General features: G+C 67.1%; 13 protein-coding genes and 1 pseudogene. 3 read left to right on the forward strand and 11 right to left on the reverse strand.

Translation table 11 applies throughout. From position 1 onward, the window contains the following. Positions 1-532, reverse strand: a 532-nt coding sequence (locus ACXYMW_RS15590; RefSeq protein WP_459036252.1) for a LysR family transcriptional regulator, incomplete at its 3' end; no start/stop codon positions are given. 169 nt (positions 533-701) lie between these two features. Between ACXYMW_RS15590 and ACXYMW_RS15595 the strand changes: the two genes are divergently transcribed. From ACXYMW_RS15595 to ACXYMW_RS15605, 3 genes are all read left to right on the forward strand, one after another. Beyond that, entirely contained in the window at positions 702-908 is a 207-nt protein-coding gene (locus ACXYMW_RS15595; RefSeq protein ID WP_459036253.1) for a hypothetical protein, read from the forward strand. A gap of 124 nt (positions 909-1,032) precedes the next feature. Continuing rightward, positions 1,033-1,449, forward strand: a complete 417-nt coding sequence (locus ACXYMW_RS15600) for a c-type cytochrome (protein ID WP_459036254.1) — start codon at positions 1,033-1,035, stop codon at positions 1,447-1,449. A gap of 224 nt (positions 1,450-1,673) precedes the next feature. Next, complete coding sequence (locus tag ACXYMW_RS15605) at positions 1,674-2,870, forward strand: IS256 family transposase (protein ID WP_459036255.1); 1,197 nt, start codon at positions 1,674-1,676, stop codon at positions 2,868-2,870. A 314-nt stretch (positions 2,871-3,184) separates the two neighbouring features. Here ACXYMW_RS15605 and ACXYMW_RS15610 read toward each other — a convergent pair. The 10 genes and pseudogenes from ACXYMW_RS15610 to ACXYMW_RS15655 form a co-directional block, all read right to left on the reverse strand. Continuing rightward, a pseudogene (locus ACXYMW_RS15610) lies at positions 3,185-3,889 on the reverse strand (IS6 family transposase). A gap of 31 nt (positions 3,890-3,920) precedes the next feature. Next, positions 3,921-6,383 carry a heavy metal translocating P-type ATPase gene (locus tag ACXYMW_RS15615; RefSeq protein ID WP_459036256.1) on the reverse strand — a complete coding sequence of 821 codons (2,463 nt, stop codon included), beginning with the start codon at positions 6,381-6,383 and terminating at the stop codon, positions 3,921-3,923. Next, a complete protein-coding gene (locus tag ACXYMW_RS15620) occupies positions 6,275-7,444 on the reverse strand; it encodes a c-type cytochrome (protein WP_459036257.1) in 1,170 nt (389 codons plus the stop codon). Before ACXYMW_RS15620 ends, ACXYMW_RS15615 begins: the two co-directional genes overlap by 109 nt. Beyond that, entirely contained in the window at positions 7,437-8,204 is a 768-nt protein-coding gene (locus tag ACXYMW_RS15625; RefSeq protein ID WP_459036258.1) for a c-type cytochrome, read from the reverse strand. Before ACXYMW_RS15625 ends, ACXYMW_RS15620 begins: the two co-directional genes overlap by 8 nt. Further along, on the reverse strand, positions 8,201-8,938 hold the full coding sequence (locus tag ACXYMW_RS15630; protein ID WP_459036259.1) for a c-type cytochrome: 738 nt from the start codon (positions 8,936-8,938) through the stop codon (positions 8,201-8,203). Before ACXYMW_RS15630 ends, ACXYMW_RS15625 begins: the two co-directional genes overlap by 4 nt. Continuing rightward, positions 8,935-9,567, reverse strand: coding sequence for a cbb3-type cytochrome c oxidase subunit II (locus ACXYMW_RS15635; RefSeq protein WP_459036260.1), 633 nt, complete (start codon positions 9,565-9,567; stop codon positions 8,935-8,937). Before ACXYMW_RS15635 ends, ACXYMW_RS15630 begins: the two co-directional genes overlap by 4 nt. Further along, complete coding sequence (locus ACXYMW_RS15640) at positions 9,564-11,180, reverse strand: cbb3-type cytochrome c oxidase subunit I (RefSeq protein ID WP_459036261.1); 1,617 nt, start codon at positions 11,178-11,180, stop codon at positions 9,564-9,566. Before ACXYMW_RS15640 ends, ACXYMW_RS15635 begins: the two co-directional genes overlap by 4 nt. 128 nt (positions 11,181-11,308) lie before the next feature. Next, positions 11,309-12,247: an MBL fold metallo-hydrolase gene (locus tag ACXYMW_RS15645; RefSeq protein ID WP_459036262.1), complete on the reverse strand. Its 939-nt coding sequence runs from the start codon at positions 12,245-12,247 to the stop codon at positions 11,309-11,311. A gap of 6 nt (positions 12,248-12,253) precedes the next feature. Next, complete coding sequence (locus ACXYMW_RS15650; RefSeq protein ID WP_459036263.1) at positions 12,254-13,648, reverse strand: MBL fold metallo-hydrolase; 1,395 nt, start codon at positions 13,646-13,648, stop codon at positions 12,254-12,256. Between the two features lie 30 nt (positions 13,649-13,678). After that, the gene (locus tag ACXYMW_RS15655) at positions 13,679-15,484 is read right to left on the reverse strand and encodes a SulP family inorganic anion transporter (protein WP_459036264.1); all 1,806 of its coding nucleotides are present in this window, start codon (positions 15,482-15,484) and stop codon (positions 13,679-13,681) included. Positions 15,485-15,499 lie beyond the last annotated feature (15 nt).

Consider the following 15,499-nt stretch of genomic DNA (forward strand, 5'->3'; position numbering starts at 1 on the left):
CCAGATCGAGGGTCGGATCGGGCCAGGACGCCGCCAGCACCAATTCGTCCTCCATGACCTTCTCGGCGGTCAAGCCAGGGCGCAGTTGCGGCGTATACATGAGCCCGGCCTGCATGCTGCCCTCGATCAGGAAGCGCATCAGCCGTTCGGGCATCCCGAGTTCGAGCCGCAGGCTGAGCTCGGGCATGTTGGCCCGAAGCCCGTCGACCCAGCGGAACCCGAGTCGAGGCCACAGCGAGAACTGGGCACCGATCGTCATGCTCTTCTGGAAGCCCTCGGGGATGCCGACCTGTTGACGCGCCTCTTCCCAGACTTTTAGGAGCGAAAGCGCGTATTTCTCGAACTCGCGTCCGGCATGGGTCAGTTCCGCGCCCGCCTTGGACCGTTCGAAGAGCCGCTTGCCGAGCGCCTGTTCGAGGCGTTGGATGCGCAGCGAAACTGCCGATTGCGTGACGTAGAGGCGGTCGGACGCGGACACGAAGGAGCCGGTTGCGGCAACTTCAAGGAAGGTCTTCACCAAGGTCGTGTCCATGCCACAGGTATAAGCGATACTCGTGACAGGACCGAATCTTATTCGTTTTTCGCATGTGTCCACGTTGGCTACCCTTCTCGGACGCCGGGATGCAACGCGCAGACATATCGATCGCGCCGCATCCTCACAGCACAGTGGCCATCGCGCCGTTCGAACCGAGGAGATTCGAATGATCATTTCGCGGAAAGCTCTGACCACCCTCTGCGCCACCGCTGTTGTGGCACTGACCGCCTGCACCGCCGAGAAGGCCGTGGACAACACCGTCGATGCCTCGCTGTTCGCAACCCGCACCGTGGTTAAGGGCGCAGTGGGCGCGGGCAAGCTCGTCGCGAAAGGCACCAATGCCGCGGTGCGCGGCGCCTCCGACGAAGACTGACCGAGGGCTCGTTTGACGTTCCCCCGATCTTGGGGATGGCGACAGGCCTCGGCTTGATCTTGATCAAGGTGTTGGCGTCGCCGTCCACTTTAGGCTGACCCGAGCCAAGAAGGGACCGAACGCCATGAAGTTATCATTCGCCGTGATCGCGCTGCTCATCGCGGCCGGATGCGTTCGCGAGGGGCCGACAGCCGGCCGCATGCTTTACGCGGAGCACTGCGCCGCCTGCCATGGACCGCGCGCCAAAGGCGATGGGCATGCTGCGTCGGGATTGGCTACTTTGCCGCCTGACCTGACGCGCATCGCTGAACGCCGCAACGGAGTCTGGCCGATGCTCGAAGTCATGAGCATCGTCGACGGCTATGCGAAACGCACCAACCCACGCGAGGACATGCCGGTCATCCGCGCGTTCCGGGAAGGAAGGCTTGTCAAATTCGAAACCGGAAACGGCCAGGCCTCGCGCGCTCCAGAAAACCTTCTTGCAGTGGTGCGATATCTGGAGACCATCCAGTCGCCTGAGCCGACCAGTTACGTGCCATGAGACGCTTGAAAGCGACCAGCACCAAAGCCTACTCACCAGCAGTCCTGAAGCAGCAAACGCTATGGCGACGCCAAATTCGGGGTGGTGTCCCACCGCTTGGTGTAGGAGGCCGCGCGCGGAGCCCCCGGCGTAGCGCAGCGCGCGGCCGGGTGTGACGCTGGCGGCCATCGTCGATCTTCGTGAAGGTTTGGGTTGCGAGACCTTGAACCGATACGGAGATGACGATGACCGACGACAGAATGGCGCTGATCGAGTTGGTTGAGAAGCAGGCGGATGGCGACCTCGTCCGCGCGATGCTGGCCTTCGCCGCTGAGCGGATTATGGAAGCAGAGGTCGAAGAGCGAACCGGTGCCGCCAAGGGCGTCCGAACGCCCCTGCGCGAGGTCCAGCGCAACGGCTACCGCGACCGCGACTGGGACACCCGGGCTGGACGGATCGCGCTAGAGATCCCGAAGCTGAGGAAGGGTAGCTATCTTCCCAGCTTCCTGGAGCCGCGCCGCACGGCCGAGAAGGCGCTCGTGGCGGTGATCCAGGAGGCTTACGTCCACGGCGTCTCTACCCGCTCCGTGGACGACCTGGTGAAGGCGATGGGCGCGGGCGGCATGTCGAAGAGCCAGGTCAGCCGCCTCTGCGTCGAGATCGATGAGCGGGTGAATGCCTTCCTCTCTCGACCGCTCGAAGGAGCCTGGCCCTACCTCTGGCTCGATGCGACCTACGTGAAGGTGCGTGAGGGCGGACGGATCGTCAGGTGTGCCGTGATAATCGCCGTGGCGGTCAACGAGGACGGCAAGCGCGAGGTTCTCGGTGTCGCCACCGGGCCCTCCGAGGCGGAGACGTTCTGGACGGACTTCCTCCGGTCTCTCGCCGACCGGGGCCTGCGCGGCGTGAAGCTGGTTGTGGCTGACGATCACAAGGGCCTGCGGGCCGCTGCGCGGCGGGTGTTCAACGCCACGCACCAGCGCTGTCGCGTTCACTGGATGAGGAACGCGCTTGCCCATGCCCCGACTAAGCAACGCACGGCTGTGGCGGCAATGCTGAAGACGATCTTCGCCCAGGAAAACAGGGCGGATGCCGAAGCCCAGTGGGAGGTAGTTGCGAACGCGCTGCGCGAGAAACAGGCACGGCTCGGCACCCTCATGGACGCCTCGCGCGATGACGTCCTCGCCTACATGGATTTTCCCCGGGAGCATTGGACCCAGATCGCGTCGACGAACCCACTTGAGCGGGTGAACCGCGAGATCAAGCGCAGGTCCGACGTCATTGGCATCTTCCCCAACGACGAGGCCATCGTCCGGCTCGTCGGCGCGCTGATGCTCGAGACCAATGACGAATGGACGGTCGCGCGCCGCTACATAAGCCTTGAAACGCTCGCGCGTGTCACCGACACTGCCACCGTCAGGTTGTCCGCCGTGGCGACCTGATCAGCCTTGGACCTCTCCGAAGGTCGGCGCTCTTACACCATCTCCCGGGGCACTACCGGCGCGAGGCTGCACGCTGGTGCGAATGACCGCTTCAGGGAGCCGGAAATCACGAAAGCAATCCGGTCGAACGGCGGCTAAGGGCCGGCCGCTACCGACCGGCCCGACTCCTCAGAGCTCCATCGCTTCCGCAATGGCGGGCGCGTCTTCGAACTCGGTGCCAAGGTAGGGCACTGTGCTATCCGTCTTCGTATGGCCGAGCAGGGTGGTGTCAGAGAAATGCGAACCAGTCCCCGCCTAGGTAAGGAGCTCTGCGCTTACCCCGCGCACAGTCCGCGCCACTCGGCGAGAGCGGCGGCGCGGTTCAGCTTGAAGTTGGCGCGGGATGAGAGGCTGCGCTCTGAGTTGCAATGGTTCGAGATGGAGGCATGAACGGCTGCGAACATCTGAAGGCTTCGCATTCGCCTGAACCGAAGCATCGCGCGCTCGCGTCGTCGGAACGGCAAATGGGAGTTCTCTGCACGATTGTTCGCCCGGCGGCCAGTCTCATGGCGGGCGCCGGCCCCCATTGTTTTTGAGCGCCGCGCCGTAGGATCTCAGCTTGTCAGTCACGATTGCCGCCGGTTTGCCATGCCGACGCATCGCTCGCCTGAGGAAGTGCAACGCGGCCTTCCTGTCACGGCGCCTGGTCACGTAGCTTTCCAGGACCTCGCCCTCGTGATCCACAGCCCGCCAAAGATAATGCAGCTCGCCGATTATCTTCACGAACATCTCGTCAAGGTGCCACCGCCATCGGCTCGACCGCATACCGGCAACCCGGCGTTTCCGGATCTCGGCCGCGAATACCGGACCAAAACGGCGCCACCAGTAGCGGACGGTTTCGTGGCTCACATCGATGCCGCGCTCGTGCAGCAGGACCTCGACATTCCGAAGCGACAGCTGGAACCGCACGTATCGCTTAACCGCCAACCGGATGATCTCTGGCTGATCTTGAAGTACTTGAATGGGTCGCGTTTGGGCATCCCGCCAAGCTAGATGACCGCCCTGCCCCGGCTACAGCAAAGTTTTTCTGTCAGCGCCTCCGCAACGCTTCGCAGCGACAGCGGGAAGCGGATGTGAAGCGTGACCGCGAGGCGGATGATCTCGGGGGACGTCTTGATGTAGCGGAATGGGCGGCGTTTGGTCATCCCGCGGCGCGAGGTGCCCGCCGTGCCCCGGCTTAAGCGGAGTTTTCTGACTGCGCCCTCGCGAAGCATTAAGAGCGAGAGATGCAGAACTGGCCGCCATCGCTAATGCCGCCGCTGCGGGCGGGATGGCGCCGTGCACGGCGAGCGTCAGGGCCAGCGCGTTGTAGAGCACCGCGAAGACGAGGTTCTGGTGGAAGATGCGCCGGGTCCGCTCCGCGATGTCGCGCGCCGTGAGGATCGATGTGAGGCCTCCCCCGACTGCCACGATGTCGGCGCAATGGACCGCCGGGGGCGCGGCGTCGCTGCCGGTGATCGCGACGTCGGCGGCCGCCAGCGCGGGGCAATCGTTGACGCCGTCGCCGACGAAGCCGACGGGGCCGACGGATCGGGTCACGAGATCGACCTTGTCCTCCGGACTCATCCCGGAATGGACATCGGCGGGGTCGAAGCCTAGCGCCTCGGCGGTGGCGAGGGCAGCTGCGCGGTTGTCGCCGGTCGCCATGAGGACGCGGATGCCCTGGGTCCTGAGCGCGTCCAGAGTCGAACGCGCATCGGCGCGCGGGGCGTCCTCGAACAGGATGGTACCCACATGCCGCCCGTTCCACGCAACCTCCACCCTCGGGCCGGCCCAAACCGGCGGGTTCGCGGCCAGGGCCACTCCGTGCCGCGCCAGGAAGCCGAGGTTGCCCACCAGAATTTGCCCATACCGAAGCTGCGCCGAGACGCCGTCGGGGGCGCGGGCATGCGCCCAGGCCTCGGGAAGAGCACCTTTTGGTGCAACGCGCCGGAGCGCCTCCGCCAAGGGGTGGCGAAGATCGCCCTCGGCCGCTGCCGCCCAAGCCAGCACGTCGGTGTCCGCCACGCCCTCCCGCGCCACCACCCGGCGCACGGCGGGTTGGCCTGCCGTCAGCGTCCCGGTCTTGTCGAAGACCAGCGTCCGTAGGCGCGCCAGCTCGACGGTCGCGTCCTGGCGGCGCATGTGAATGCCGTCCTTGGCCGCCGCCGATTGCCCGGCGAGATGGCTCAGGGGGGCGGCCAGGGAGAGGGCGCAGGGGCATGCGACGACGAGGACCGACAAGGCCCGGAAAAGGGCGTCCTCGCCGTCGCCGCCCGACCAGATCACCGCGCCGAAGGTCGCGAGCGCAACCGCCACGGCGCCGGGCGCCAGTTGGCCGGCCAACCTCTCCGAGAGCCGCGCAGATTCCTGCCGGTTGTGACGCATGACATCGATGCTGGCGCCGATAAGGTCGATGCGCCGAGCCCCGACCTCCCGGGTGACCCTGACATCCACCAGGCCGAGCAGGTTCACGAAGCCGGCCTCGACCCGTTCGCCCTCCTGCAGGGGGCGGGGCATCGCCTCGCCGGTCAGGATCGCCGTGTCGAAGAGACTTCTTCCTTGGCAAAGGATCCCGTCGAGGCTGCAGCGCTCGCCCGCCGGCACCCGGACCACGTCGCCTTCCCGGACCTCCTCAGCGGCGACCTCGCAGGCAGTGCCCCCTGCTTCGAGGATGAGGGCGGTTTCCGGCAATTGCGCCTTCATCTGCGCGATGGAGTGCAGGGTGCGGCGCAGCATCCGCATCTCCACCACCCGCGCGAGCAGCAGGAACGTGATCAGCATCACGGCAGTGTCGAACCAGACTTCCGCATGCCCCAGGCCCAGCGAGGCGACCGAGGCGATGACCGAGCCGGCAACCCCCAGGGCAACCAGCGTATCCATTCCGGGCGCGGCGGCCCGGAGGGTCCTGTAGCCCGCCAGGAAGATCGGCAGGCCCGAGACCGTCAGGACCGGCAGAGAGGCCGCGCCGGACGCGATCCCGAAAGCGCGCTCGACCCCGAAGCCCAGATCCGGCGAGAGGTAGACCACGAGCGCAAAGGCCATGGTCCAGGCGCCGAAGACCGTCGCGACAGCAAGGCGGATCGCGAAGCGGCGGGTTTCGGCGTCGATGGCCGCGATCAGGTCCTGCTCGCTGGCCTTCTGCCGGATACCGAAGCCAAGCCGCGAGACGCGCGCGGCGAGTTCCTCGAGATCCGTTCCCGGCCGCCAGACCACCGCCGCGGAAGCCGTCGCGAACGAGACCCGCGCCCGCCGCACTCCCGGAACCGAATGCAGGGTCTTCTCCACCGCCCGGGCGCAGCTTGGGCAGTAGAGACCGTCGAGAGAGAACACCGCGCGGTCGAGCCCGGCATAGAGAGAAACGTCGAGCCCGGGGCCAGGCGCCGTCACTTCTCCTCGGCCTCCGGCACCGCCTTGGCGGGTTCCGGCACCACGATGCCCGTGGCGCCCGCCTGGCCCCGGGGGTCCCGATCGACGCCGGTGCCGAGCAGCCATCCGTCGATCTCCACGCCGTAATAGTCCGGGTCATCGGCGTGGAACTCCGCCTTCGCCTCCGCCACCGACATCTTGCCCTTCTGCCGCGGATCGGGGGGACGTTTCTGGCTGTTGATCCAGGCCGCCACATCCCATGCCTCCTGCGCGGTCAGGGAAAACGGTTTTCCGAGCGGCATGTTGGCATAGATGAAGCCCGCCGCCGTGTTCACCCGGTGCATCCCCGCGCCCCAATTGTAGGCCCCGGGGCCCCAGAGCGGCGGGAAGACGTAACGCCCGTTCCGGTCCTTGCGGCCCTCGCCGTTGTCGCCGTGGCAAATGCTGCAATTCTCCTCGAACACCACCCGTCCCCGGTCGCGGTCATAGCCGTCCTCCGGCTCGTCCGGCGTAGGGTAGCTCTGACCCGGCAGGACGACGCCGTTCGGGGCGCCGGTCGACAGCCAGAAGAAGTAGCTCTGGAGGTCGGAATAGACCTGGTGTCCCCAGGGAGGCGGTCCGCCGGACGGGGAGTTCGGGGCGTTCATGGAGTAGGTGAAACAGCCGTTGATCCGCATCTCCATGTCGTTGATCTTGTCGTTCTTGCCGCGATGCTTGGGATAGAGCACGGCGGCCGCCCACATCGGCGCGGCATTCGGCTTGCGGCCGGCATCGAGGTGACAATTGGCACAGGCAAGGTCGTTGCCGACAAACTCGGCGGCGTTGGTGGCCGGGTTCAGGAAGATCTCCCGCCCGCGCCTGACAGCTTCACCGAACGGCCCGTCGGGGATGTCGGCGGGATCGGGCGGAGCGAAGTAGCCGTCCGGACCGACCGGGATCCTGGGCATCTCGAGCCCGTTCGTCCGGACCGCCAAATCCTCCCTGTCGGCCTCGAAATTGCGCCGCGCCTCCCCTGCCCCGGTCTCCGCCGCGGCGATGGCGCTGGGACCTTCGTAGATGCCGAGCACCCTGCTCAGGACCTCGGCGCGGTAGAGCAGCGTTCCGAAGAGCGACAGGACCAGCGCCCCAAGCCCGGCATACCCGACATTTCGGGCCGTCATCAGGGATTGCCGGTTCTTGTCAGCCATCGCTTTCCCTCCCCGTCAGCGTGAGCGGCTTGCCGTCAACGGGTTGCGGCGGCGGCAGGCTTGCGAGGTAATCCGCCACCGCAGCGATTTCCTCGTCCGACAGCAGATCCGCCACCGCCTTCATTAGGCCTATGGGCGAATTGCGGCGCGCCCCCGATTTCCAGCTCTGGATCTGCGCGGCGAGATAGGCGGCGTGCTGTCCCGCAATGGCCGGGAACGCCGCACCCGCGCCCCACCCCGAAGGCCCGTGGCAGGAGAAACACGCGGGAAGTCCCACCTGCCAGGCGCCTTCCTGCGCGAGCTCGCGTCCGCGCTGAAGGTCACCGGCCAGATCGGGGGATGACGAGGGCCGCGCCCATTGCCGCTCGTAGAACGCCGCGACGCCGAGGATCTGCTCGGGGCTGAGTTGCCGGGAGACGTATGCCATGTTCGCGTTCTGCCGCAGGCCCTGACGAAAGTCGTACAATTGCTTGGCGATATAGCCAGCCTGGAGCCCCGCAAGCCGGGGGGCCAGCCCGGTGCCCTCGCCCTCCGCCCCGTGGCAGCTGGCGCAGGACCAGACGGTCTCCTCCCCGTCCTCGCCAGACACCAGGTCCGCGATACCTGCGAGATCCGCCGCCGCGGCCTGGTCCTGGTAATGATCGGCCGCGCGGGTGAGCGGAGGACCCTGTGGCTCCCCCGTCTCGTGGGCCTGGGCCTGGGCCTGGGCCGCGATCGACCCCGTCAGAACCGCCAAGGAAAGCGCACGAACGGTCCTCATCTCGTTTCCTCCGGGCGCTGGTCCGCATCCTCGCCCGCGGCGGCGGCGAAGAGCGTGTCGATCTCGGCCCCGCCGGCGAGGGGGGAGACGGCGTCGCCAATCGCCGCGGCGCGAATGCCCCTCACCCGCTCCGGGGTGATGTCGCCGGCCGCGTTCCCCCAGGCCGAGCGGGCATAGGTCAGGATGGCGGCGATCTCTTCATCGGACAAGGTGGCGGCAAAGCTTGGCATCCGGCCGTCATAGACCTCTCCCCGCACCTCGATCGGGCCGGAAATGCCGCGCAGCACGATCGTCACCGGAACCTCCGGCTCGGCCACGACGTAGCGCGATCCGGCAAGGGGCGGGATCGCGCCGCGCACGCCCGAGCCGTTGGCCTGGTGACAGGTGGCGCAGTAATCCCCGAACAGGTCGTTCCCCGCCAGCCCGGCTCTCTCCCGGGTCTCCGTTTGGCCGGTTGCATCGTCCTGCGGCGCCGCGCCGCTGCCCTCCCGCGCCGCCACGTCCCGGTCGCCAGGCGCGGCCTGGCGTTCTCCGACATTGCGCGCCAGCAGCTGGAGGGTGGCGGAATCGGCCCAGCGCGAATCCTGGTACAGCGTGAGGCCTCCCCAGCCCAGCACCGCGATGATGAAGGCGAGGAATGGCCAGGGAAAGCGGCGGGACGGCTCGTAGGGCGTAAATTCGGGATCGTTCACATCGGCGCGGGTGCTGAACCGCCGCTTCGAGAACCGGGTCATGGCTCCGCCATCGCTTCCGCCTGATCGGCATAGCCGTTGTCGCGCAGGCGCTGATGCGCGGCGGGGTATGTCCGGTCGAGCGATTGCAGATAGGCCACCAGATCGAGCGCCTCCTGCCGAGCCACCACGACCCCTGATGCGGGTCGGGCCTCGTGCGGCAAGCTCACCGCCACATCCTCCGGCCCCGCCTCCTGCTTGATCTCGAACAGGAAGGGAAAGGACGGCATGTTGGAGGCGGGCTCGATCAGCCGAGGCTGGTAAAGATGCGTGAGGTGCCACGACCGGCTCGGCAGGCGGGCCCCGACATTCAGCAGATCGGGTCCGGTGCGCATCGTCCCCAGGAGATGCGGCGTGTCGTAGACATAATCGGCGGCGGTCGGTGGGCGGCCCCAGCCGCGCTGCACGTCGGGCGCCTGTTCGGGGGTGCGGGGCTGCTGCGAATGGCAATAGACGCATCCCAGGCTAACATAGATCTCGCGGCCCCGCGCCTCTTCCGCGCTGTAGGGCGACAGCCCCGCGGGGGCGTCCGCGGCGCGGATCTCCTCCGCCGGCAACAGCACGAGAAAGACCGTCGCAAAGGCCAGCATGGCAGCGGCAAGCAGCAGCAGGGGCAGGAGGCGATTCATCATCGGACGTCACCTCCGCCACCCGCCGGGGCGGCCGCGTCCGGGGCGGGTGCCCGCTCGCGGGCCGCCGAATATCCGGCCAGCATCAGAGCAAAGTTCAGCGCGAACACGAAATGGCCCAGGGTCATCATGCCGCCGCCAACCGACCGGGCCACCAGATAGGGCTTGGTGACGATCACGCTTTCCATGAAGGGCCGCGAGGCGTCGAGCATCGCCGAGCCCTGCAACCATCCCCCGATGGTCAGCGCGACGAAGTAGATGGTGAAGCCGAGCACGACGAGCCAGAAATGCAGGACGATCAGCCGGTGGCTGGGCCAGACCCGACCGACCAGCCGGGGTATGACGTAGTACATGCCCCCGAACAGGATCAGGGAGGAGAACGCGTAGACCCCGTGATGCGCGTGGCCGACCGTGTAATGGGTGAAATGCACCACCGTGTTGAAGCCCCGCAGGGCCTGCAGGGATCCCTGGAAGGAGGCCAGCGTATAGGCGAGTGCGCCGAGGGCCACGAACCGCAGCGGCAGCGAGGCCTTGAACACGTCGAGATTTCCGATCCAGAGCGGATGCTGATTGATCGCCACCGCGATCACGGGAATGAACATCATCACCGATTGCACCACCGACAGCGTGACCGCCCAGGTCGGAACCGGTCCGCCGATCAGATGGTGGATGCCGACCTGGCTGTAGAACAGCGCGAGCCCCCAGAACCCCAGCAAGGAGATTGCGTAGGAATAGACCGGCTTGCCGATGATCCGCGGCAGAAGGTAATACGCCGCGCCCACGCCGAGGGGGGTCAGCCAGAGCCCCAGCACATTGTGGGCAAACCACCAATTCACCGTCGCCTGTTGCGCGCCGCTGTGCAGACCCGGAACGTTGGCCACAACGAACAGGATGGGAAACCAGAGAAACGCGGCGAGGTAATACCAGCCGGTGACGTAGATGTGGTGCACGCTGCGACGCAGGACCGTGACCATCAGCGAGGCCGCGATGAGGCCCACCCCGACCGCCATGATGAAATCCCATTGCCAGGGAATCTCGAGCCATTCCAGGCCCTCGGTCTTCCCGTATCCGATCTGGACGACGCCCGATATGGTGCCCGCACTCCAGAGGATCATACCGGCAATGGCAAACCATGGCAGCCGCAGCCGGGTGCCGAAGATCACCGGAATGAGCCAAAGCGCCATTCCAATAAAGCCGACCGACAGCCACCCGTAGACCACCGCATTCAGATGGACCGGCCGCACCCGTCCGAAGCTCCCCGGCGCCGATCCGTTCAGCCAATCCGGTGCATGCAACTTGATCGAGGCGACCATTCCGAACACCGAGCCGCCGAGGAGAAACAGGACCGCAATGACGAATGCCAGCAGCACCGCCCTGGAGGCGGCGCCGGTTCCGGTCGGGCGCCCGTCGGGCCCGGTCGGAGGGGTTGCATGATGTTCGGAAATGGACGGGTCGTCGGGCTCTCTTGTCCGGCCGCCTTCCGCCTCGAATATCGTCAGGGAATCGCTGGCCTTGAACCCCATCTGGGAACGCGAGATCGCCCAGACCAGCATGCCCAACGCAAGCACCGAGACGATGAAGCTGACGACGATCAACGATCCGATCGTGAGACCCATACGGCCCTCCTCGCCGGCCGGGATCCCGACGGGAGGACCCGGAAAAGGTGAGTTCAACGGGCAAACGTGCCCGAGCCGTTGGGGTTCCTAGGTTTCTTTCCAAAAAACCGTCGAGCGCAGGGAAATTCTTACGAGCGCCGATTCCACAGCTTCTTGCCGACAGGTATCTTCAGATAACGATGTCCGTCGGCCTCGGGGTCCGGCATCCGACCGCCGCGCAGGTTGCAGTGCATGGCGACAAGGCTCCGCCGAGGGCATGCCATACCGGAATCCTTCTCGGCGCGGCGGGCGAGAAACTCCTCCCGCGTCGTTCCGTCGGCGATATCGGGGTTCATTGCCCGGTGGTCGGCGACGCTCCATTCCCAGGTCGGAACATGGAAATGAGAGAATCCGACGACATGGCCGGCAAAGACCCGGGTCTCAGGCGGCATCGCCAATACCGAACGCAAGGAGTTCCAGAGATCGGCCAATGATCCGCCCGGGGCGTCTGCGCGCGCGGTCCCGGCCTCCCCCGCCACCAGGGTATCGCCGGCAAAGAGGGCATCTCCGCACCGGAATACCGCGGAGGACGGGCTGTGACCGGGGGCGAGGATCACCGTGAGGTCGAGATCGCCGACGGCGAGGATCTGGCCATCCTTCAGGAGCATATCGAAATGCTGCTGCGGGTCGATTTCACCCGGCTGGTTGTAGACTCTTTCCCACGATTCCCCGACCTCACGACAGCGCTCGGCCACGGCGTGCGGCGCGGCCGTCGTCTGCCTGAGCCGATTGCCGTTGCTGATGTGATCGGCATGGATGTGGGTTTCCAGGATCCATGCGACGTCCAGACTTTCCGCATGGAGAAGATCCCGCAACGCCTCCAGGCTTTCCTCGGAGGTCCGCGACGCGCTCGGATCGTAGTCGAGGATCGGGTCGATCACCGCGGCTTTTCGCGTCGCCGGGTCGGCGCAGACATATTGCACCGACCCGGTCTCCCACTCGAATATCCCCCAGACGTCGGGCGAATGCGCGCCCCGGGACGCGGAGGCGCGCAGGAGGCGGGTGGCGGAGGTCGGGGCGCGCTGCATGATGCCTTACTCGCCGCCGCCCTCCACCGGCAGATCCGCGGCGGTCCAGGCCTTCCAGCTGCCGGGGACGTTGCGCAGGTTCCGGAAGCCGTTCCGCAGCAGGATGCTGGAGGCGATGCTGGCGCGAAAGCCGCTGGCGCAATAGGTGGCGTAGGTCCTGTCCTTGTCGAACTCGCCCATCTTGTCGCTGAGCTCTCCCAGGAAGGCATGGACCGCGCCCGGGGCATGGCCCTCCTCCCATTCGTCGGGCTTGCGCACGTCGAGCGGGGTGACGCTGTCGGACCGGGCCAGGTCGTGCACCGAGATCTGGGGGATCTGCGCGAAACTGCGGCCCGCCTCGCGCCAGGCCTCCATGCCGCCGGCGAGGTAGCCGCCGAACCTCGTGAAGCCGGTGCGCCAGAGCAGCCGCAGGATGCCATCGATCTCGCGGTCGTCCTCGGCGACGATGTAGATCGGCTTCTCCGGATCAAGCAGCCAGCCGGCCCAGACCGAGAGCTCCGGTCGCGCGCCGATATTGAGGCTGCCCGCGACGTGGCCGGCGCCGAAGGCCATCATGTCGCGGGTGTCGAGGATCTGCGCGCCGGTCTCGGCGCATTCGGCGAAGTCCTCGACCGGCATCGGCGGGATCCGCGGCAGGTTGCCCTGGATCTCGGGACCGGCGGCGTTGACCTTCTTCATCCGCGGGTAATGCGTCGGCACCGGCGGCGCATCGCCGAGGATCGCCTCCTTGAACTCCTCCAGATCGGTGATCCCGGCATACGGGTTGAAGCGCCGCTCGTAGCCGATCGTGGAAGACATGCGGTCGCCGATATCCGGGCCGCAGGCCGAACCGGCACCGTGGCAGGGATAGATGATGACGTCGTCGTCGAGCGCCATGAAGACGTCGCGCACGGTGTGGAAGAGCTTCTCCGCCAGTTCCTCGGTCTCGTCCTCGCCGAGAAGGTCCGGCCGGCCTACCGAATCCACGAAGAACGCGTCGCCCGACAGGACGCCCCAGGGGGTCTCCGTATCGCCGTCATAGAGCATGTAGGAGACGTGCTCGGGGGTGTGGCCGGGGGTGAAGACGGCGCGCATTCGAATGCCGCCGAAGTGGTATTCGTCGCCATCGCGGACCGGGATGTGGTCGAAGCCGTATTCCGCGCCGCCCTCGACACTGACAGAGAGCTTGGGACGGCCGCCGAGCCGGGCCACCAGTTCGCGCGCGCCGGAGAGGAAATCGGCGTGGATATGGGTCTCGAAGACATGGGTGATCGCCATCCCGTAACGCCGGGCGAGGTCGATGTAGATGTCGACATCGGGCCGCGGGTCGATGATGGCGCAGACATGGGCGGAATCGTCTCCGACCAGGTAGGAGCATTCCGCCACCCCGTCGGCGAGGATCTGTTCGAAGCGGAGTGTCATCTAAGTCTCCTTTCTGATGGCAAGTGGTGATCAGGCGCCGCCGCTCCGGCGCGCATTCGGTGCATCGTCCGGGGCCGCCCCGGCATCGAGGTCGGCATGCGGTCCCACGGTCGGGGTCGAGACGTCCACCCGGCCGCCGTTGCGCAGCGCGTCCCAGGCCTCCTGCTGCGACAGGAAGACCCGCCCGGTGAGCGCGTCGAGGAAATGGCTGCGGCGCAGGCGGTCCATCACCGGGCCCTTCACCTCGCTCAGATGCAGGCGGATGCCGGCCTCGTGGAGCCGCGCATTGATCGCCTCCAGCGAATGCAGCGCCGAGAGGTCGATCTCGTTGACCGCGGAGAATTGCAGCACCACTTCGCGGAGCTCGGGCCGGTCGGCGATGTATTCGGACAGCCGGTCCTCGAGGAACCGGGCATTGGGGAAGTAGAGGCTTTCGTCCATCCGCAGCATCAGCATGTGGGGCTGGGTCTCGACCCGGTGGCGCAGCACGTTGCGGAAATGCTCGGTGCCGGGCACCCGGCCCACCACCGCGATATGCGGCCGCGAGGTCTTGTAGAGATGCAAAAGGATCGAGGTCGCGACGCCGGCGGCCACCCCGGCCTCGACGCCGATCAGGAGGGTGAGCAGGATGGTGAGGCTGACCGCGGCGAAATCGGTGCGCGAGATCCGCCAGGCATGGCGCAGCACCGTGAGGTCGACGAGGCTCAGCACCGCGACGATGATGGTCGCCGCCAGCGTGGCGGTGGGCAGGAAATAGAGCAGCGGCGTGAGGAACAAAGCCGCCAGCGCCAGCCCCAGCGCGGTGAAGGCGCCCGCCGCCTGGGTTTCGGCCCCGGCATCGTGGTTGACCACCGAGCGGGCGAAGCCGCCGGTGACCGGGAAGCCCCCGGTGAAGGCGGCGCCGAGATTGGCGGTGCCGAGGCCGATCAGCTCCTGGTCGGGGTCGATGCGCTGGCGCTTCTTGGCGGCCAGCGTCTGCGCCACCGAGATCGACTCGACGAAGCCGATGATCGAGATCAGGAAGGCCGGCAGGGCCAGCGCGCCCAAGGTGGCGGGCGAGAGATCCGGCAGGGTCAGGGGCGGCAGCTGGCCCGGCACGGCGCCGACGATGGCCACGCCCCGGGCCTCCAGGTCGAGGGCCCAGACCGCCAGCGTGGTCACCACCACGGCGAGGATCGGCCCGGCCTTGGCGCCGGCCTCGGCGGCACGCTCCCCGAGCCCGATCCGACGCAGGGCCGGCTTCAGGCCGCGCCGCACCCAGAACAGGAAGGCCAGCGCGGCGACGCCGATCACGACGGTGACGAGGTGGATGTCGCCCAGCCCCTCGTAGAGGTTCGCGCCGATCTCGATCAGGTCGTGCCCGCCGCCTTCGATGCCCAGGATGTGACGCAGCTGGCTGGCCGCGATCAGGATGCCGGAGGCGGCGATGAAGCCGGCGATCACCGGGTGCGACAGGAAATTGGCGAGGAAGCCGAGCTTCAGCAGCCCGAGCGCCAGCAGCATCGCGCCAGAGAGGAGCGCCAGCGACAGCGCCGCGGTGACCGGATCGACGCCCGCGCCACCGAGCTTGCCGATCGCCGCCGCGGTCATCAGCGACAGCACCGCCACCGGCCCCACCGCGAGGCTGCGGCTGGTGCCGAAGGCGGCGTAGAGGATGATCGGCAGGATCGAGGCGTAGATCCCCGCCTCGGGCGGCAGGCCCGCCAGCATCGCGTAGGCCAGCGATTGCGGCACCAGCATGATCGTCACGATCCCCGCGGCGAGCAGGTCGCCGGAGAGACAGGCGCGGTTGTAGCGCCGGCCCCAGTCGAGGATCGGAAGATAGCGCTTCAGCATGACGGACCCCCTGCC

It is taken from the genome of Roseivivax sp. CAU 1761 (assembly GCF_054482755.1).

What these genes read in the sequence shown, in the direction of transcription:
- ACXYMW_RS15605 (WP_459036255.1), top strand. Translation starts at nt 1,674, where the DNA reads ATGACCGACGACAGAATGGCGCTGATCGAGTTGGTTGAGAAGCAGGCG.
- ACXYMW_RS15630 (WP_459036259.1), bottom strand. Translation starts at nt 8,938, where the DNA reads ATGACCCGGTTCTCGAAGCGGCGGTTCAGCACCCGCGCCGATGTGAAC.
- ACXYMW_RS15650 (WP_459036263.1), bottom strand. Translation starts at nt 13,648, where the DNA reads ATGACACTCCGCTTCGAACAGATCCTCGCCGACGGGGTGGCGGAATGC.
- ACXYMW_RS15620 (WP_459036257.1), bottom strand. Translation starts at nt 7,444, where the DNA reads ATGGCTGACAAGAACCGGCAATCCCTGATGACGGCCCGAAATGTCGGG.
- ACXYMW_RS15595 (WP_459036253.1), top strand. Translation starts at nt 702, where the DNA reads ATGATCATTTCGCGGAAAGCTCTGACCACCCTCTGCGCCACCGCTGTT.
- ACXYMW_RS15635 (WP_459036260.1), bottom strand. Translation starts at nt 9,567, where the DNA reads ATGATGAATCGCCTCCTGCCCCTGCTGCTGCTTGCCGCTGCCATGCTG.
- ACXYMW_RS15640 (WP_459036261.1), bottom strand. Translation starts at nt 11,180, where the DNA reads ATGGGTCTCACGATCGGATCGTTGATCGTCGTCAGCTTCATCGTCTCG.
- ACXYMW_RS15625 (WP_459036258.1), bottom strand. Translation starts at nt 8,204, where the DNA reads ATGAGGACCGTTCGTGCGCTTTCCTTGGCGGTTCTGACGGGGTCGATC.
- ACXYMW_RS15615 (WP_459036256.1), bottom strand. Translation starts at nt 6,383, where the DNA reads ATGGCTGCTCGGCACCGGCGTCGATCGGGACCCCCGGGGCCAGGCGGG.
- ACXYMW_RS15655 (WP_459036264.1), bottom strand. Translation starts at nt 15,484, where the DNA reads ATGCTGAAGCGCTATCTTCCGATCCTCGACTGGGGCCGGCGCTACAAC.
- ACXYMW_RS15600 (WP_459036254.1), top strand. Translation starts at nt 1,033, where the DNA reads ATGAAGTTATCATTCGCCGTGATCGCGCTGCTCATCGCGGCCGGATGC.
- ACXYMW_RS15645 (WP_459036262.1), bottom strand. Translation starts at nt 12,247, where the DNA reads ATGCAGCGCGCCCCGACCTCCGCCACCCGCCTCCTGCGCGCCTCCGCG.